This window comes from Acetobacter malorum (genome assembly GCF_001580615.1).
Lineage (GTDB): Bacteria > Pseudomonadota > Alphaproteobacteria > Acetobacterales > Acetobacteraceae > Acetobacter > Acetobacter malorum.
This window is the reverse complement of sequence record NZ_LHZC01000056.1, coordinates 263,101-281,338: the sequence shown is the minus strand read 5'-3', so window position 1 is coordinate 281,338 and position 18,238 is coordinate 263,101. Positions and strand designations below refer to the sequence as shown.

The window sequence follows — 18,238 nt, the reverse complement described above, 5'->3', positions numbered from 1 at the left end:
TTAAGCAGTTAAGGCCGTAACGAAAAAAGGATATTCGCCAGATCTTCTTCGATAGTGATGCCGTTCTGCATGGCATGCGCGCGGTTTGCGTGTCTTCTTTCGCCGGGCAGGCGAATGTCCGGATCAGAATGCAGATGCGCGATGAGATGCATGAAGCGCTCCGTGGCATCGTTGCCGGAGGTGATGGCCGGGTCCATGACCAGAAGAAACAGTCCCGCATTCGAACTGGCTGCCCCGGGATAACGGGACGAATGGTCTTCAAAACCGAATGCCGCGCCCGTCATTGCGGCTGCCATAATTTCCACCATCAAGGCGATCGAAGCTCCCTTATGGCCACCGAACGGCAGAAGGGGACCACCATTCATGATGTCGTCTGCCGCAGTCGTCGGGCTGCCTTCGCGGGTCAGTCCGGCGGCTGGGGGAAGGGGGCGGCCCTCGCGAGCGTGGCGGCGCACGTCACCTACAGAAAGCACGCTTGATGCCTGGTCGAAAGTAATGGCCCCGCCTCGTCCGTCGGGAAAGGCGAAAGCCATGGCATTGGTGCCGATTAAAGCCTTCTTCGCGCCGTAGGGTGCCATGCGAGGTCTGGAGTGCACGAAACTGGCAGCCACCAGCCCCTCTTCGGCCAAAGGTTCGATGTCGCACCACAGCGCCCCTAAATGATGCGTGTTACGCACGCACAACGCAGCCAGGCCTTCTTGCCGAGCCATTTCGGTTAGGCGGTTTCGGGCCATGCTGGCGGCAACTGGCGTGAAGCCGTTGCCACCATCGGCACGCAGGAGGCCGGGCCGCACCTGCACGATATCGGGCAACGCGGCGGGATCGGCCCAGTGCGCACGGATTGATGCAACGTGGTCCGGCAGGCGTGACAGCCCATGACTGAGAACGCCGTCGCATTCTGCACGGACCAGACAGTCAGCAATCATTCCGGCTACTTCTGGCCGGGCTCCTGCATGCGTCATAATATCAAAGGCAAGGGCCAGTGCATCGGCCCGGCTCAGATGGATCAGCACACGAACGTCCTTCTATGCGCTGGGCAACCGGAATTCCGTGTGCGCGTGCAGGAATTCCCGGGTGGGAGCGTGGGTGGGGTGCAGAAGAATCTCCGTAGGAGTACCCTGCTCAAGAATGCGACCGCCATGCAGAAAAACGACGCGGTCCGCCACGTTGTAGGCAAAGCCTAACTCGTGGGTTACGACGACCATCGTGGTGCCTTCTTGCGATAATTGCCTCATCGTCCGCAAAACCTCGCTGACGCGCTCAGGATCAAGTGCCGAGGTGGCTTCATCGAACAGCATTACGTCCGGGTCCATTGCCAGTGCCCTCGCGATCGCTACCCGCTGACGCTGGCCGCCGGAAAGGGTATCTGGGAAGGCCAGAGCCTTCTCGGCAAGACCTACATGATGCAGATGATGCCGCGCTTTTTCCCGTGCCTGCGTGATGCTGTAATTCAGGACGCGCCGCAGACCAATCATAATGTTTTCTTCTACCGTCAGGTGAGGAAACAGGTTGAAATGCTGAAAGACCATCCCCACGCGCCGGCGCAAACTCCGCAGTTCGCCTTCACGATAACGGCGCGTGCCATCAGGGCGTGGCTGGCCCAGCTTGTTGCCGTGCAGGAAAACATCACCCTCGTCTGGCAAGTCGAGCAGATTCAGAGTGCGCAGGATGGTGCTTTTCCCCGAGCCACTGGAGCCGAGCAATACGACCGTCTCGCCTTTCGCCACACTGAGGTCGATCCCTTTCAGCACATCCTGGTTGCCGAAGCGCTTGTGAATATTTCTGACCGCTATCACGCTCATTCTCTTTCTTTCCTCCGATGGCCTGCGAAGTGTCGCGCTGCGATCCGGCTTACCCATGTCAGGGTCAGGATCAGGATGGTCATCACGATGGCGGATGCCGTATAGGTTTCGATGGGGCGGTATTCGATATCGCTGACAATCTTGGTTTGATAGAGAAATTCCGGAAAAGCGATGGTCGAGGCCACGGTGCTGATCTTGACGATTTCTATGGCCTCATTGGCCAGGGACGGCATCGCCGCTCGTATGATCTGCGGCGCGATGATCCAGCAGAAAATTCCGGCGCGCGACAGCCCTAATGCCTGGCCACCTTCCCACTGCCCAGGATCGACCGCAAGAAAACCTCCACGCAGAATCTCGCAAAAATAAGCGCTGGTATAAAGGGAAAAAGCGACGCATGCAGTCAGAAAGCGATCATTCTGAAAGCCGGTGAGAACCGGGATTACGTAAAAAAACAGGAATAAAATGACGAGTGCCGGAACATTGCGGAGTAGTTCGACATAGGCTGCAGATGCCATCCGGACGGTGCGAAGTGGAGACATGGCGGCAATAGCCGCCAGCAGGCCGAGGGTGAATCCGGCGACCATGACCACACCTGACAGGCATATGGTATTCATAAGTCCCCGGCCCAATGGTAATAAATAATGCACCAGAAAGCTGAAATCCCATGTATGCCTCATTGTGACCTGCCCCGGCCGAGACGCCGCTCCATGGAGCGCGCAAACATGCTGAGGACGAAAATCGGCACGAAAAAGATGCCGCCGAGAACGACATACGTTTCAATAGGATGATAGGTGCTCGCCGTGACCTGCGACGCAGCATAGACGATTTCGTTGTAAGAGATGACCGATGCGAATGTCGTCGTCTTGATCAGGTCAATAGCTCGGGTCATGAAGCTGGGCAGTAGCGCACGTAATGATTGCGGCGCAATGACGAACAGAAATGCTGTATGGCGACTCATGCCGAGAGACAAAGCGGCTTCCCATTGTCCGCGTGGTATTGCGTTCAGCCCGCTACGGAAAACTTCGCTGAAGAAGGCGGCTGATTGCAATGCCACAGCGCCCACCGAGACGACGAGCGCCGACAGGCCGAGGCCTGTGATCATCGGGAAGGCAAAAAACAACCAATAGAACAGAACGATGGCCGGAACGGCGCGAAGGATGTCGACGTAAGCGGCACTCCAGGCACCAAGAAGCGGAATGCGCAGCACCCGTAGGGCGCACAGGAGCGCCCCCAGAGGGATTGCGAGCAATAGGGATAAGGTCGTCAGGATCAACGTGCCCTTCGCCCCTTCGATAAACAGGCGATAATCTTGTAGAACCGCCATAAAATCCCAATGATAAGGCATAGTAGAACGGTATCCGGTCATAGCCCGGTAGAAAGAGGGGGCATCACTGCTTTATTCCCCAATCCTGCCGGTTTAGCGAAACGGCGGTATCAGCATTGACCCCGCGATAGCGCAGAAATGTATTGTATATTTCTTCCATCTTACCGGTATTGTAGTAACGGGTGACGAAAGCGGTCAGGAATTCCTTCCACCTGTTATCCTCTTCCTTTCGCACTGCTACGCCACCGGGCACAGACAGAACCGGCATGGGTAGGATTGTCTTACCGGTTCCTATATGCACGCGAGCGATATCGGCGGCCATTGCCGAGAGTACGCCGCCGTTGACCCGACCTGACTGGAACGCGGCAATTATCTCCGCGCTGCTACGAAAGCGCAGGATATTGGCCCGTGGTGCGACTGAGGTTACATATTCATCGGAATTGGAGCCGAGCGCTACAGCCAGACTGTAGCGACTATCGTTCAGATCTGACCACCGGGCAATCGAGATCCTCTCGTCCGCCAGCACCCCCAATGGGTACCAAAGCATGGGCACTGGCAGGAAATCGACCGCCAGAGCGCGCCGCGGCGTCGACTCCAACATAAACATGACATCGTACTGGTCCACCTGCAGGCCGGTAACGGCATTGGCCCATGTCGTTTCGACAATTTCGAGATCGACCTCAAGTGTCCGGGCGAGATCGGCCGCCAGCACCGGGCAGATCCCGCGCCACATATCGGCCCCCACTGTGACGCTCCCCGGCGCCCCTGAATGCAGAATATCCTTGAAATACCAAGGTTCCAGCAAGGCGGCGCCAACCCGTAGTTTTCGCGTAAGCGCGATGCGATCCCAGGTGCTGGGTGGCGAGGCGCGATACGGATTTGCCGCTGCCTTGTGGCCAACGACAGCAGTTGCTGCCGTCAGGCCGACTGATGCTATCAGCTGGCGCCGTTTCATGATCAAATCACGAATTTGCGGCACGTGCGACATGTGGCTTCATACTGAGATCTTGCAGTATATTTTCTTGATATAAGCGTTGCTTTCCCAGGCATTGGAAATTGCCCGGTTCACGATCAGCGTCTCACCTGGCCCGTAAGTCTGGCTTTCTCCTATGGCGTTGGTCAGGGTAACCTGGCCCTCAAGGAAGTGCATTAATTCATAATCGCCAAAGGCCGCCAGCCTGCGTCGATAAGGCTCGGCCCCCCACAAGCCAACCGTAAATTTGCCATCTGTGCTGGTATAGAGGGTGCGGCGTCCCACGGCCGGCAGCGACGCACCTAGAATCAGGTCTGCAGGCGGAGGGGAGGCGGGTTCCAGAGCGCCAGCGGGATCAATAGGCAGGATGCGGGGGCGCGGTGCCGTCTGGTCGTCAGGGGTATCGCGGCGATGATGCATGAAGAAGACACGTGTTCCTTCGGTCTGCGTCCAGTGCACACGGGCACTACGAGGCACCACGACCGCCTGCCCAGACTGGAAGCGGGCAGGCGTTCCCCCATCGTCCTCAAGTCTGATCTCGCCTGCCGTTACGATCAGCAGAAGATCTACAGGAAAACACTCAATAGTGGCATCAAACGCCTTTAAACGTGCTTCGCCGGTATAGACGTCATGATCGTCGTTACGCACATAATAGAGAGCGCCGCTAAAAAATTTGTTTTCAGAAAAAGAGGGATGTTCGGCATCTACCCAGGGCAGGAACCCTTCGACCCTGTGTTCTGACGGATTAAAGGTAATAATGGGGTACATGGACTATCCTTTCGTGATGGATGTGGATTGCACGCGATCTAGGGGAGGATTCAGAAAAAATTCCTGCCCCATCGCATGGAAACGGAAATCTGCGATGGCGTCCTCGATCCTGTAGGCGGCGGTGGCCAGTCGGACGATGCTACTGTGAGCGAAATGGTACCATCGGGGCGTCACCGCCGTTATGGGATGAACGGCATCGGGTGCCTGACCCAGAGCGCAGAGGGCCAGATCCCGGCCCAGCACAGTGCCGACGCCGATGCCACGCCCGCTCAGCCCGGCGGCAGACCACAGCCCAGGTGCCAGATCGTGCAGCACGGGATATTTGTCCGCCGTCATGTCGACCCAGCCGCCCCATGCCTCCTGCCACGTGACCGGGCTCAGCTGGGGATACGTCATACGCAGGCGGCGGCTTGCCCCGGTTAGGAAGGCGCGTCCGTCGCCGGAGCGTTCCGGACCGTCAACTCCAACATGTAGCCGCCCGTCGGGCCAGATGCGGATGCCGGAAAAGAGCCGTCGCGTATCATTCAGGGTCTGCCTCTCCGGCAGGATGCCAGCTAGTATTTGCGGGTCCAGCGGACGGCTGATCGCCTGATAGGCTCTGACAGGAAAGATTTCGCTACCGATTCCGGGGTGCAGGCGGTCGGAGGTGAAGGCATTGGTGGCGATAATGACGCTTTCGGCGCGGATTGCACCTTGGGCGGTTTGCACGATCCAGCCCTGTGCGTTTCTTTCCAGCTGAGTGACTGTGGTATTTTCAGAAATGCTGGTGCCGGCGTTCAGAACGGCCCGTGCCAGGCCGCGCGTATAAGCCAGGGGATTGAGGGCGATACCCCGCTTGTCTTGCAAAGCCACGCGATAGCGTGGGCTGCCTGTCACGGTCGTGCAGGCCGCGTCTTCCAATAGCGTCACGGGGTAACCACGACGAGCCAGATCATCGGCAAGGCGGCGCAATCCAAGCTCTTTGCCGGGACGGTGCGCGGCGATCAGGTTGCCACTTTCCAGCATCTCGCACTGAATGTCGTGGCGCCTTACCGTTTCTGAGACGATTTCCGGAATGCGTGCCATCGTTTCGTTGATGCGCCAGGCGCGTTCGGGAGGGAAGGTGGCGTCAATTTCCTTGGGCGTATGTTTCGCCGCCGCCGCGACCTGCCCCCATGCCCGCCCGGAGGCGCCCCATCCGATATGCCGCGCCTCCAGCACATGTACGCGGACGCCGCGCTCTGCCAACGCCAGGGCCGCTGACAGGCCAACGATTCCGGCACCAATAACGATGATATCGTAATGGCTGCCCACAACGATCGGCGTGGTGGCAATCGCACTTTCTCCCCGCTCGGAGAAATATTTGCACGGGGCGTCCTGACGGGGCGTGATATCCGCATTCTTCGTCATATCGTCAGTCCTTCCATCATCTTCACGGTCAGCCGAACTGGTTGAGGCACGCGCGGCGGTATTTATCCCCACCCAAGGCATTCGTGATTTCTGTACCGACATACTGGGCATACTCGGCCAGAGGGGCATAGGAATCCTGCGGCATCGCACCGTCCTCCGCCGTGAAGATGATCGATCCGAACGGCTCCGTGCTCTGCCACCAGACCGGCACGGCCAGTGAATTGACGTTCGTTCTGATTGCACCTTCGGTGGTGGCGTAGCCGCGCCTCCTGATCGCGCGGATCGCGCTCTCCAGTGTTTCCGGCTCTCTACCGATTGGCAGGTGATCGCGCGGCAGGGATGCAAGAGCCTGAGGCGGCAGATAGGCGGCAATAGCCAGCCCGCCTGCCGTTCTAAGCAGTGGCATTGTTTCTCCCAGAGAAATTGACAGCAAATGGCCCTTTAGCCCCTCCACCTTCTCCAGATAGATGAAATGTGGATACAATAGCTTGGTCGCGATAACGGTATAGCCAGTCTTCTGGGATGCCATCCGGATCATAGAATGGACAACCCGCAAAGCCGGGTGGCGCGCGATGATCCTGCTGCCTAGCGACCACAGCAGAAGGGACATCTTGTATTTCCTGCTGCCATCATCCTGTTCGACGTATCCGGCCTGGCTCAACGTATAAAGAATGCGCTGAACAGCACTTTTTTCAATCTTCAACGCGTCGGTAATCTGCGTAATCCCCCGCGGCTCGCTTTCTGCCGCAAGATATTCCACAATTCTGATTGATTTTAGTAGCGTCGAGCTGCCGCGTGTCATGCTCTGTCCATTTCATATGCTGTCAGAATATTCATGACTTCAGAAATCATAAGATCCTTTCAGATAATAATATCCGCCGAACATGGGAACCTGGGACGAGGCTTTGTCGTAATATGCGACGCCGTAGATGGTGGTTTCAGGCGTTAAACGCCGTGGGCGGACGTTAAAGATGTTGTTTGATCCAAGTGCTACGCGCAGCCGTTTGAGCGGGCGGTATCCAACCTCAATGTCCGTAGTCCAGCGTGGTGTATTGACGAACTGCTCAAACACCTTGTTCGAATATCGCACTGAGGCCGGGGCCTGATCCTGATAGGTTTGCATGGTTGTGGTTTGCCCCCAACGCGTCTGGCGAAGGGTGACATCCCATTTTTCGATTTCCCAATGTGCGGTCAGGATGATTTTGCTGCGTGGCGAGGCCGTCGTAAGATAGCTGATACCCTGAGCGCTCAGAAGCGGATTGCCGTTATTATCTATACGCAGGTGGTGCAGCCGTGTCCTGTTAAGATCGATGCCAAGATTCAGGTCTAGCAGACCGTTCTGGTGAAAATCGAAGCGGTAATCGGCAGTGATGTCTACGCCCTGGGTTCTGGTGCTGGCGGCGTTAGAAAAATAATTGCCCGTGACATTGTTGGTATTCAGGCCGCCTCCACCAATCGCTGTCGGCACGTCCGCTCCCATCATGCTGATGGCCTGAAGGGCGAGCGGACCATTATAATTGCCGCTACCGACGATCCGGTCGCGCAGATTGATCTGGTAGACATCCGCCGTGACATGCAAGCCTTTGATCGGTTCGACATAAAAGCCGCCGCTGGCGTTTGTGGAGCGTTCGGGCTTGAGTGGTGAGCCGCCTAGCAGCTTTGCTGATGCGGAATTGGCCGGCAAAAGGGCAGAGGCACCTGACGGCGATATACCCAGAGTGCTAAAATGTTCCTCGGCCAGCGTGGGCGCGCGGAACCCGTTACTGATTGTGGCGCGTATGCCGAAACGGGATGTAAAATCGTAGCGAGCTGCGATCTTACCGCTTTCGGTATCACCAAAATCGGTATAGTGCTCGAACCGGCCAGCGATATCTACGTCCAGCTTTTTGACTGGATGAGTGTCTATATCAATATACCCGGCCCAGACATCTCTGCTCCAGTTCCCGGCATTTTGTGGCATCAGCCCTGGCTGACCGTTCGAGCCACCATAAGAATAGGATAATGGCTCTCCCGGACTCAGGCGGTACATATCCAGCCTGTACTCGCCACCCCAGTAGAGTTCGATAGGCCTATTGAGAACATGCAGCTTTTTCGAAAAATCCAGATCGTTGGTCCATTGAGAATTACGATAGTTCCCGACCAAGAAATCCGTCGGCGTCGTTCCAAATTGAGCATAATATCCTAAGTTTGCTGTATTTTTCATGCTCATACGGTTTTGGTCTGCGCCGTAAGTGGTGCGGAGGCGCCATTTGACCCCGTAGGGCAATTGGCCTTTCAGCCCCAAAGTAGCGGCGTAATCGTCTTCATCTATCGTTTCAGACGGTACGAAGCCGTAGGGATAGATAGCGGGTAAGGTGCTGGGTACCCGCAGATACTGATAAGATTCGGCATGACGATGGGCATACGTGATGTTGCCGAAGAACCCGAGCGTATCGTTGATATCGTATCCGAAATTCGCCAGTAGCGATCCGCGTGTTTCCTCCGGTGAACTGAGGAAGGGATTGTTATGGGTGCCAGTACGGACATCGGTGTTGGCTGCTGCCGCATGGTCGGTATGATAATATTGGCCGCTGATATTAAAAAATCCGGATGATCCGATCTTGAAGCCGGAATTAATGTTCTGCTGGATATTCCAGCCGCTGCCGTCATAGGCATTCGCACCCGTCTGAGTTGCGATCTGCATGCCATGGTTCTTTTTTTTCAGGATGATGTTCACGACACCGGCTATAGCGTCGGCGCCATACATCGCCGCCGCCCCGTCACGCAAAATTTCGATATGATCAATGGCTGACGCGGGGATCATGTTTAGATCAACAGGTGTAGATCCTTGCTGAGGCCCAGGATAGATGATCATGTTCGCTGTGGAATGGCGGCGCGCGCCGTCGATCAGCACCAGAGTCTGATTGGGACTAAGCCCGCGCAAGCGGATTTGCGAGGTTAGGGCTTCGGTATCACGCCCTTGAGCGGAAATCGTGATTGACGGATTTAGGCGTGCTAACGCGTCCGCGACATTCATAGCTCCTGATCGCTGAAGCTGCGTTGCGGTGATGATGTCGATCGGGCTGATGCTCTGGCGTGCCTTTACGCCGGTTGAATGCGTTCCGGTTACTACGACCTGTTCATTAACGGGTGAGGCGGGGTTTTCCGTTTGCCGAACCGTTTTCGTGCTCTGCGTCGGGGCTGCTGTTTTCTGGCTCGGTGAATGGCGCAGAGTCTCTTTCCCCTGCGGCGTTGCCGCGCAGAGCGCGTTCGTCGTCAGGGAAGTAATCAGAAAAGTGCCTGCAACCGGCACATAAGCTTTTATCGCCATGCCATAAACCACCATAACAAACGGTTGATATAATCAATATACTGCATGGTGTGATTTATTTTTCAAACACGAATGTGACACTATATATCGTATAATGATATATGAACCGCAATTAATTAAATCAGATAAGAAATAACACTTTAATACATAGTGAAATGTTTGCGTTATAAGGCTGAATCCGAACTCTTCAGCATGCACAATGCCTTGAGGTCTTGCTGCGGAATATGTGAATATTTGCGATCACAGTCTAGGCTGTTAAGGAAGCGATTGGGCCGTATCCAATTTTGGAGAACTGCCTGTAGCTAAATCACGTGAAAATCCGTCCCATCCCTGTCTGTGGGATTGCGCTTCTCGAAGGGCGGAACTGATGGGGTGGATGCTCATCCAATTCTTCAAGAGCAGAGATTCTGAAAATCCAAACAAATGTAAGAAAAATATTCTTTATTTTTCAGTGAGTTATATTTTCTGTTAAACGTTCGATGATTCCGCTCATAAGCTGCAATTTTCTTTGGTTGTGTGCCCCCGCAACCAATGAATTCTACACTAAGAACTTACCAAGAACGCCAGCATCGGGGTGATGCATGGCGCTCTTACTTTTCGTCATAAAGACAAGCATTGCAGCCAGATCTCTCTCAAGGAAGATCCCAAATGCTTCCTTTTCTGGAATGAGGCGGATCCATGCGCGGGATGTGGATAGAATATAGAATGCAGACGAGAGTGAAACTCCAGCGTAGATTGGGCTCATAGCAGGGTATTGTCACGGTAGGGTGATACCTGTCCGCTCCCCTCCATTGCTCACAATCCCGGTTGAGCATCTGGCGTTTTTCCGTTCCCGGATCAGGAGAGCCCTGATCCGGGTCTGACGTAAGTCAGGACGTGGTTTTGCGGTGGATGGCGGCCTGCATGTCGGGGCTGAAACAGGGCCGTTCCACATACTGGCCCGCGCCGCGTGTCACGCGCAGGTCGTTGTCGGCCCAGACGACTTTTCCGCCGCTGATAGTGTATCGGGCCAGGCCGGTCAGGGTCATGCCTTCATAGATGTTGTAATCGACATTCTGGTGATGGGTTTTTGCCGAGACCGTCCGGCTGGCCTGCGGATCCCACAGGACGAGGTCGGCATCCGCGCCCACGGAGACGCTGCCCTTGCGGGGGTGGATGTTGAAAATCTTCGCCGTGTTGGTGGAGGTGATGGCCACGAATTCCTGCGGTGTCAGTTTTCCGGTCAGCACACCGTGGTGCCACAGCACGCTCATCCGGTCTTCAATGCCTGGGGTGCCGTTCGGGATTTTTGTGAAATCGTTCCGTCCCTGTTCCTTCTGTCCCGCGCAGAAGCAGCAGTGATCCGTGGCGGTGGTCTGCAACTGGCCGGAGGCCAGTCCCGCCCACAGGGCTTTCTGGTGATGTTTGGGGCGAAAGGGCGGACTCATGACGTGTTGTGCTGCGCCGAGCCAGTCTGGGTCTGCGTAAACGCTGTCGTCGATCACGAGATGCTGGGCCAGGACCTCGCCATAGACGCGCTGGCCGCGGGCGCGGGCTGCGGCAATGGCGGCTGTGGCTTCCTCCGTCGAGACATGCACGATGTAGATAGGAGCGCCGAGCAGTCCTGCGATGGCGATAACGCGCTGTGCGGCTTCGCCTTCCACGGAGGGCGGCCGGGAGAGGGGGTGCGCCTGCGGGCCTGTCATACCGCGTTTGAGGAGATCGGCCTGGAGATAGGCGACGGCGTCTCCGTTTTCCGCGTGGATGTTGCACAGGGCGCCGAGTTCGAGCGCTCGGCTGATGGAGCGCAGGAGGACGTCATCATCCACCATCAGGGCGTTTTTGTAGGCCATGAAGTGCTTGAAGGAATTGACCCCGCATTCCCGGGTCAGGGTGCCCATGTCTTCATGGACTTTCTCGTCCCAGTGCGTGACCGCGACGTGGAACGAGTAATCGGAGACGGCTTTCTCCGCCTTACTGCGCCAGTCTTTCCAGGCATCGAGGAGGGAATGTCCGGGCTCAGGGATGACGAAATCGATGATGGTCGTCGTGCCGCCGGCAACGCCTGCGCAGGTGCCCGTATAAAAATCCTCGCTCGCCACGGAGCCCATGAAGGGCATTTCCATATGGGTGTGCGGGTCGATCCCGCCGGGCATGACCAGCAGGCCGCCCGTATCCAGAATGTCGCAGCCCGAGGGGGATTCCAGATCGGGGCCAACGGCGACGATCCTGCGTGCGTCGTCACACAGGACATCCGCTCTTTGAGATGTTTCGGCCGTTACGACGGTGCCACCACGGATGAGAAGCATGGATTTATCCTTGCGTAGAGAGGTTGGGGACGGAATTTCGGGTGATCCGGACAGGCCCGGTCTTGTCAGCGGGCGGAAAGGGGAGAACGATGTCTGTATGACTGAGACTTTTTCTCCTTCTTCTGGGGGCAGGGCCGTTCACAGGACCCGGCCAGGCATTCCCCGGCAGGCGGCCGAAGCGGCCATTCTCGCGGCTGCCGAGCGTGTGTTCGGCCAGCATGGTTTCCGCGGGGCGAGCATGAATGAAATTGCCCGCGAAGCAGGTGTTCCCAAGCCGAATATCCATTACTATTTCGGGACGAAAGAAGAGCTCTATCGCAGCGTTCTCGAAAACATCATGACGTTCTGGCTGCGGGACGCGGATCACTGGCTGGTGCCAGAGCGGCCGGCGCGGGAGGGATTCGAGGGATATATCCGGGCGAAAATGGCGTTTTCCCGCGCTCGCCCGGATGCGTCGCGGATCTTTGCCTACGAGCTTTTGCAGGGCGCGGGAAATATCCATTATTACCTTTCTACAACCCTGCGGGAGCACGTTGCGAGACGGGCACAGACATTTGAGGTCTGGCACAGGGAGCGCCAGATGCCAGCCATTGATCCGGTCCATCTGATGTTTGCCATCTGGTCAATGACGCAGGCCTATGCCGACATGAGTGCGCAGATGAGCGCGGTGATCGGCTGTCCTGCTCTCGGTGGCCCTGATTTCGAGGCGGGGCTGCAGACGATCCTGCGTCTTGTTCTGGGATTTTGTAACGACATTGGGGATCAGGTGTGATTTCAGCAAGGAAATTGCTCCCTTCTGGTGATTGGGGAATGATTGTTGCTTGAGTGAGGATGTAATTTTCTGACCGCATGGTCAAGTTTACGTTGCGGAATCGGTATGACTTCAGTCATGGTGTGTTACGAAATGCACATGATTGAGAGTTTTCTTCATGAATCAGACTCCGAATATCGCCGCAGATCGCCTGCCCCCGGACATACTTGCCCGGAACTTTTCAGATGCTCATCCGCCTCTGACGGAAGGGCAGGCCACCATCGAATCTGATCGGTGTTTCTTCTGTTACGACGCCCCCTGTGTTGAGGCGTGTCCGACCGGAATTGATATTCCGGGCTTCATCAAGAAGATCTCGACAGGGAATATTACGGGATCGGCACGGACGATTCTGGAATCGAACATTTTCGGCGGATCCTGTGCGCGGGTCTGTCCGACGGAAATCCTTTGTGAAGGCAAATGTGTCCGTAATTCGCAGGAGGACCGGCCTATCCAGATCGGGACACTTCAGCGCCATGCCACGGACTGGCAGATGGGGACGGGTGAACAGCCGTTCAGCCGGGCGCCCCTGACGGGGAAGCGGATTGCTGTCGTGGGGGCAGGACCGGCGGGGCTGGCCTGTGCGCACCGGCTGGCCATGCAGGGGCATGACGTTGTCGTCTTCGACGCGCGGCCCAAGGGGGGTGGTCTGAACGAGTATGGTGTTGCCGCTTACAAGCTGGCGGATGAGTTCGCGCAGAAGGAAGTGGCATTCGTCCTGTCCATCGGGGGGATCACGGTCGAGAACGAGATGGTGCTTGGCCGGGATATCACGCTGGCGTCTCTCAGGGCGCAGTATGACGCCGTGTTCCTCGGGATAGGCCATGCCGGCGTCAGGGCGCTGGGGATTACCGGGGAGTATTTTCCGGGCGTGCGCAATGCCGTGGAGTTCATCGAGGATCTGCGGGTCTCTCCGACAAAATCGGATGTTCCCGTCGGGCGGCGTGTGGTTGTGATTGGGGGTGGGAACACGGCTATTGATGCTGCCGTTCAGGCGAAGCGCCTGGGGGCGGAAGAGGTCACGCTGGTCTATCGCCGGGCTGCGGAAAACATGTCTGCGACGACGGTCGAGCAGGAATGGGCGCAGACGAACGACGTTACGATCCGGTACTGGTCGGCTCCCGTGCGGATCGACGGGTCGGAGGACGGGGTTGCGTCCGTCACCTTCGCCCGTGGTCTCACGAAAGACGGGCGCCCTGTTTACGATCAGGGGGAATACACGCTTGAGGCGGACATGGTTCTCAAGGCGGTGGGACAGCTGTTCCTGCCGGACCCTCTGGCGGAGGACGAAATCGTTATCGAGGGGGGCCGCATCAGAGTGGATGCCGAGGGGCGGACAACCATGACGGGCGTGTATGCCGGCGGAGATTGCACGGCGGGCGAGGATCTGACTGTGGCGGCTGTCCGTGATGGTCGCAATGCTGCTGAAGCCATCACGGCGGATCTGATGAAGGCGGGGAACTGAAACATGGCCGATTTAAGTATCAATATCGCTGGTATTCGTTCTCCCAACCCGTTCTGGCTGGCGTCGGCGCCGCCGACTGACAAGGAATACAATGTCCGGCGGGCGCTGGAAGCCGGCTGGGGCGGCGTGGTGTGGAAGACGCTGGGCGAAGATCCGCCGGTCGTGAATGTCAGCAGCCGTTACGGAGCCACTCGCTATAACGGACAGCGCATGGCCGGGCTCAACAATATCGAGCTCATCACGGATCGTCCGCTGGCGGTCAACCTGGCGGAGATCAAGTCCGTCAAGAAGGACTATCCGGACAGGGCCATCATCGTCAGCATCATGGTGCCGTGTGTGGAGGAAAGCTGGAAGCGTATCCTTCCGCTTGTCGAGGAGACGGGAGCGGATGGCATCGAACTGAACTTCGGCTGTCCGCATGGCATGTCCGAGCGGAACATGGGGTCCGCAGTCGGGCAGGTTCCGGAATACGTGGAAATGGTGACGCGGTGGTGCAAGCAGTACACACGGATGCCGGTGATCGTGAAACTAACCCCGAATATCACGAATATCCTCAATCCGGCCCGGGCGGCCCTGCGCGGTGGGGCTGATGCGGTTTCGCTGATCAATACCATCCAGTCCGTGGTGGGGGTCGATCTGGATGCGATGGCGCCCATGCCGGTCGTGGACGGGCGGGGCACACATGGGGGCTATTGCGGGCCTGCGGTGAAGCCGATTGCCCTCCGGATGCTGGGAGAGATCGCCCGGACGCCTGATACATCCGTTCTGCCAATTTCGGGGATCGGAGGAATTTCGAACTGGCGGGATGCGGCCGAATTCCTGGTCATGGGGGCGACGTCGCTTCAGGTCTGTACGGCTGCGATGCATTATGGCTTCCGGATTGTGGAGGACATGATCGATGGCCTGTCCAACTGGATGGACGAGAAGGGCTTCGAGACGATCGCGGATGTGACGGGGCGTGCGATTCCGAATTTCGTCAACTGGAACCAGCTTAATCTCAAATTTAAGACGCTTGCGTCGATCAATCAGGATGCCTGCATCAAATGTGGCCTTTGCTACATTGCGTGTGAGGATACGTCCCATCAGGCCATTTCAAAGACGCTGCTGAATGGCGAGCGCCATTATGACGTCATTGATGAGGAATGTGTGGGCTGTAACCTCTGCGCGCATGTCTGCCCGGTGGATGACTGCATCACGATGGTGCCGCAGCCTGTCGAGGGTGTTGAGACATGGAATGAGCATCCCAACAACCCGATGAGCAAGATCCCTGCAAAAGCGGGCTGATCGCCCGGACACGAAAAACCCGAAAACGGAGAACAACAATGAGCATGCAGTATGCATCTGGCGCGGTTGGCAATGTTACCGTGAATGGCGTGAAGCTCTGGGATGATATTCTGGAGACGGCAAAATTCGGTGGGACGCCGAAGGGCGGGATCAAACGTCTTGCCCTGACGGAGGAGGATCGTCAGGTCCGGGACTGGTTTGTCCGGACCTGTGAGGCGCTGGGATGTACAGTGTCCCATGATTCCATGGGCAACCAGTTTGCGCGGCGTCCCGGGACGGAGGATACGCTGCCGCCCATTACGATGGGGAGTCATCTCGATACACAGCCGACAGGTGGGAAATTCGACGGGATCGTCGGTGTGCTGGGTGGTCTGGCGGTTCTGCGGGCGTTGCAGGAAACGGGGCGGGAGACACGTCATCCGATTGAGCTGATCAACTGGACGAACGAGGAAGGGTCGCGTTTTTCGCCCGCCATGCTCTCTTCAGGTGTGTTTGCAGGGGTTTTTACAGAGCAGGAAGCGCTCGATACGAAGGATCGGGAGGGCGTGCGTCTGGGGGATGCGCTTGAGGGCATTGGGTATCGCGGGGCGGAGGTCTGTGGCGCGCATCCTGTAGCGGCCTATTTTGAGCTGCATATCGAGCAGGGGCCGATCCTTGAAGTCGAGCATAAGACGATTGGAATTGTGACGGGTGTGCAGGGCATGCGCTGGTATGAGGTGACGCTCACGGGCCGGGATTCCCATGCCGGGAGCACGCCCATGCGGTTGAGGGCGGATGCGCTGGTGACGGCGGCGCGCATGATTGATGCCGTGCAGACAATCGCGCTGGAGCATGGTCCGGATGCGGTGGGGACGGTCGGGCTGATTGAGAACAGGCCGAACAGTCGCAACGTCGTCCCGGGGGAGGTGTTCTTTACCGTCGATTTCCGCGACCCCGACGACAGCATTGTCCAGAAAATGGAAGATGCGTTTTATGCACAGGCGTCGGAGCTAGCCGAAAAGGCCGGTTTGACGCTTGATATCGCACGGGTGTGGGATACGCCTGCGGTGCAGTTCGATCCGGAGTGCGTTGCATCCGTCACGCGTGCGGCTGATACGCTGGGCTATCCGGCCCGGCGGATTGTTTCGGGTGCGGGGCATGATGCGACCTATATGGCGCAGGTTGCCCCGACCGCGATGATTTTTGTGCCCTGTGCCGGAGGGCTCAGCCATAACGAGGAGGAAAGTGCTGAACCTGACGATGTGACGGCCGGTGCCAATGTGCTTCTCCGGGCTGTGCTGGAAACGGATATGCGTCTCTGACAGGCGGGTAGCCGGATTTTTTCAGACTGGTGGGGGAGGGGCGTTGATGAAGCCGGGTTTTGCAGCGGATCTTTATAACGAGGAACTGGCCCCGGTTGCGCCGGAGAACCGGACCTGGTCGTGGCTGAACATGGCTACGGTCTGGATGGGGATGGTCCATAATATTGTGGCCTACGAAGCGGCGGCCGGTCTTATGGCGCTTGGTCTCTCGGCATGGGAATGTCTGGAGGTCGTGGCGGTTGCCTATGCGATCCTGTTCGTGACGATGTGGTTCAATGCACGGCCCGGAACGCAATACGGAATTCCGTTCTGTGTTCTGATCCGGTCCGCTTTTGGACCGAAAGGAGCACAGATTCCCGTTGTCCTGCGGGGATTTTGCGCGGTTTTCTGGTTTTCCGTTCAGGCTTATGCCGCCACACAGGCGATGGATGCCATCCTCTCCACACTAAGTACGGTATGGGCGTCTTTCAGTACACCTGTTTTAGGAATGCCGGAAAAGCGATGGGCCGCGATGGCGATCATCTGGGCGCTCCATGCCTGGATTTCGAGCCATGGTGTTCATCGTATCAAGAACTTCGAGCTGGTTGCCGGGCCTTTGGTCATTATCGTGGGGCTTGTCGCGACAGTCTGGGGACTACGGGTGGGGCATGGTCTGGGGCCGCTGTTTTCCGTCCCGTCCCGGTTGCACGGGTTTGCCTTTCTGGCAACGTTTGCGCTGGGCGTGACAGGCATGATCGGGATGTGGGCGACGTTTGCCGTGAATATCCCGGATCTCTCGCGGTTTGTCCGGTCTCAGCGTGATCAGGTCATCGGGCAGGCCATTGGTCTGCCTCTGACGGCCCTTGTTTTCACACCGATGGCCATCATCACTACATCGGCAACTGTTCTGCTGTTCGGGCGGCCGATCTGGAATCCGACGGAGCTTCTGCTCGCGCTCAATCAGCCGCTTGTTACGGTGATCGGAGGGGCCACACTCATTCTGGCGACACTGTCCGTTAACGTGGTCGCTAATATTCTTCCAGCGTCTTACGACCTTATCAACCTCTTTCCCCGTTATCTTGATTTCAATCGCGCAAGCCGGCTTGTTCTTGCTCTGGGGATTTTCTTTGTTCCCTGGCTCTGGTTCGATCATGCCGATAATATTTATCGGATGCTTGATATCATCGGCGGTACCCTGGGGCCTGTGACAGGCATCATGCTGGCTGACTATTATGTTGTCCGGCGGCAGGCTCTCGATGTTGGCGCGCTTTATCGGCATGGCGATGTCTATGATGGCCAAAGAGGCTGGCATGTGCCGGCGATCATCACTCTGGCTGTGGGGGGCGCTGTCGCTTCTGCGGGGCAACTGGTCCCAGCCCTGCATGCTTTGGGAAATGTGTCCTGGTTTGCAGGGGTTTTCATCGGGTTCGGACTGTATCTGGGGCTGACCTGCGATCGACAGAAGCAGAGTGTGCAGCTCAGATGATCGCGTTTCGTGACAGTTCTGTGAAGAAATGACCCGTTCCGGAATCGAATCATTGTATCTC

Annotated in this window: 15 protein-coding genes; 5 read left to right on the top strand and 10 right to left on the bottom strand. The window is 57.2% G+C overall.

Annotated elements, in window-relative coordinates; all coding sequences use genetic code 11:
* Positions 1-8: 8 nt before the first annotated feature.
* The 10 genes from AD930_RS15390 to hydA all read right to left on the bottom strand — a co-directional run bounded on the left by AD930_RS15390 (position 9) and on the right by hydA (position 11,854).
* On the bottom strand, positions 9-1,013 hold the full coding sequence (locus tag AD930_RS15390; protein ID WP_061506938.1) for an Ldh family oxidoreductase: 1,005 nt from the start codon (positions 1,011-1,013) through the stop codon (positions 9-11).
* 12 nt (positions 1,014-1,025) lie between these two features.
* Positions 1,026-1,802, bottom strand: a complete 777-nt coding sequence (locus AD930_RS15385) for an amino acid ABC transporter ATP-binding protein (protein WP_061506937.1) — start codon at positions 1,800-1,802, stop codon at positions 1,026-1,028.
* Positions 1,799-2,479 (bottom strand): amino acid ABC transporter permease, encoded by a 681-nt coding sequence (locus tag AD930_RS15380; protein ID WP_082781931.1) that lies wholly within the window; start codon positions 2,477-2,479, stop codon positions 1,799-1,801. The genes AD930_RS15385 and AD930_RS15380 overlap by 4 nt, the downstream gene beginning before the upstream one ends.
* The gene (locus tag AD930_RS15375; RefSeq protein WP_061506935.1) at positions 2,476-3,147 is read right to left on the bottom strand and encodes an amino acid ABC transporter permease; all 672 of its coding nucleotides are present in this window, start codon (positions 3,145-3,147) and stop codon (positions 2,476-2,478) included. The genes AD930_RS15380 and AD930_RS15375 overlap by 4 nt, the downstream gene beginning before the upstream one ends.
* Positions 3,148-3,190: 43 nt before the next feature.
* Positions 3,191-4,081: a transporter substrate-binding domain-containing protein gene (locus tag AD930_RS15370; RefSeq protein WP_167375203.1), complete on the bottom strand. Its 891-nt coding sequence runs from the start codon at positions 4,079-4,081 to the stop codon at positions 3,191-3,193.
* Between the two features lie 39 nt (positions 4,082-4,120).
* Positions 4,121-4,867 carry a cupin domain-containing protein gene (locus AD930_RS15365; RefSeq protein ID WP_061506933.1) on the bottom strand — a complete coding sequence of 249 codons (747 nt, stop codon included), beginning with the start codon at positions 4,865-4,867 and terminating at the stop codon, positions 4,121-4,123.
* Between the two features lie 3 nt (positions 4,868-4,870).
* Complete coding sequence (locus AD930_RS15360; RefSeq protein WP_061506932.1) at positions 4,871-6,256, bottom strand: NAD(P)/FAD-dependent oxidoreductase; 1,386 nt, start codon at positions 6,254-6,256, stop codon at positions 4,871-4,873.
* Between the two features lie 28 nt (positions 6,257-6,284).
* Complete coding sequence (locus AD930_RS15355) at positions 6,285-7,058, bottom strand: IclR family transcriptional regulator (protein WP_081775339.1); 774 nt, start codon at positions 7,056-7,058, stop codon at positions 6,285-6,287.
* A gap of 39 nt (positions 7,059-7,097) precedes the next feature.
* Positions 7,098-9,566, bottom strand: coding sequence for a TonB-dependent receptor plug domain-containing protein (locus AD930_RS15350; protein ID WP_061506997.1), 2,469 nt, complete (start codon positions 9,564-9,566; stop codon positions 7,098-7,100).
* An 869-nt stretch (positions 9,567-10,435) separates the two neighbouring features.
* Positions 10,436-11,854 carry a dihydropyrimidinase gene (gene hydA, locus AD930_RS15340; protein ID WP_061506930.1) on the bottom strand — a complete coding sequence of 473 codons (1,419 nt, stop codon included), beginning with the start codon at positions 11,852-11,854 and terminating at the stop codon, positions 10,436-10,438.
* Positions 11,855-11,951: 97 nt separating this feature from the next.
* Between hydA and AD930_RS15335 the strand changes: the two genes are divergently transcribed.
* The 5 genes from AD930_RS15335 (at position 11,952) to AD930_RS15315 (ending at position 18,177) form a co-directional block, all read left to right on the top strand.
* The gene (locus tag AD930_RS15335; RefSeq protein ID WP_061506929.1) at positions 11,952-12,626 is read left to right on the top strand and encodes a TetR/AcrR family transcriptional regulator; all 675 of its coding nucleotides are present in this window, start codon (positions 11,952-11,954) and stop codon (positions 12,624-12,626) included.
* A gap of 157 nt (positions 12,627-12,783) precedes the next feature.
* A complete protein-coding gene (locus AD930_RS15330) occupies positions 12,784-14,127 on the top strand; it encodes an NAD(P)-dependent oxidoreductase (protein ID WP_061506928.1) in 1,344 nt (447 codons plus the stop codon).
* 3 nt (positions 14,128-14,130) lie between these two features.
* Positions 14,131-15,411: an NAD-dependent dihydropyrimidine dehydrogenase subunit PreA gene (gene preA, locus AD930_RS15325; protein WP_061506927.1), complete on the top strand. Its 1,281-nt coding sequence runs from the start codon at positions 14,131-14,133 to the stop codon at positions 15,409-15,411.
* A 38-nt stretch (positions 15,412-15,449) separates the two neighbouring features.
* The gene (locus tag AD930_RS15320) at positions 15,450-16,712 is read left to right on the top strand and encodes a Zn-dependent hydrolase (protein WP_061506926.1); all 1,263 of its coding nucleotides are present in this window, start codon (positions 15,450-15,452) and stop codon (positions 16,710-16,712) included.
* Positions 16,713-16,758: 46 nt separating this feature from the next.
* Positions 16,759-18,177, top strand: coding sequence for an NCS1 family nucleobase:cation symporter-1 (locus AD930_RS15315; RefSeq protein WP_061506925.1), 1,419 nt, complete (start codon positions 16,759-16,761; stop codon positions 18,175-18,177).
* Positions 18,178-18,238 lie beyond the last annotated feature (61 nt).

Coding starts and splice junctions, on each gene's coding strand:
- AD930_RS15385 (WP_061506937.1), bottom strand. CDS start 1,802: ATGAGCGTGATAGCGGTCAGAAATATTCACAAGCGCTTCGGCAACCAG.
- AD930_RS15380 (WP_082781931.1), bottom strand. CDS start 2,479: ATGAGGCATACATGGGATTTCAGCTTTCTGGTGCATTATTTATTACCA.
- AD930_RS15375 (WP_061506935.1), bottom strand. CDS start 3,147: ATGCCTTATCATTGGGATTTTATGGCGGTTCTACAAGATTATCGCCTG.
- AD930_RS15370 (WP_167375203.1), bottom strand. CDS start 4,081: ATGAAACGGCGCCAGCTGATAGCATCAGTCGGCCTGACGGCAGCAACT.
- AD930_RS15365 (WP_061506933.1), bottom strand. CDS start 4,867: ATGTACCCCATTATTACCTTTAATCCGTCAGAACACAGGGTCGAAGGG.
- AD930_RS15360 (WP_061506932.1), bottom strand. CDS start 6,256: ATGACGAAGAATGCGGATATCACGCCCCGTCAGGACGCCCCGTGCAAA.
- AD930_RS15355 (WP_081775339.1), bottom strand. CDS start 7,058: ATGACACGCGGCAGCTCGACGCTACTAAAATCAATCAGAATTGTGGAA.
- AD930_RS15350 (WP_061506997.1), bottom strand. CDS start 9,566: ATGGCGATAAAAGCTTATGTGCCGGTTGCAGGCACTTTTCTGATTACT.
- hydA (WP_061506930.1), bottom strand. CDS start 11,854: ATGCTTCTCATCCGTGGTGGCACCGTCGTAACGGCCGAAACATCTCAA.
- AD930_RS15335 (WP_061506929.1), top strand. CDS start 11,952: ATGACTGAGACTTTTTCTCCTTCTTCTGGGGGCAGGGCCGTTCACAGG.
- AD930_RS15330 (WP_061506928.1), top strand. CDS start 12,784: ATGAATCAGACTCCGAATATCGCCGCAGATCGCCTGCCCCCGGACATA.
- preA (WP_061506927.1), top strand. CDS start 14,131: ATGGCCGATTTAAGTATCAATATCGCTGGTATTCGTTCTCCCAACCCG.
- AD930_RS15320 (WP_061506926.1), top strand. CDS start 15,450: ATGAGCATGCAGTATGCATCTGGCGCGGTTGGCAATGTTACCGTGAAT.
- AD930_RS15315 (WP_061506925.1), top strand. CDS start 16,759: ATGAAGCCGGGTTTTGCAGCGGATCTTTATAACGAGGAACTGGCCCCG.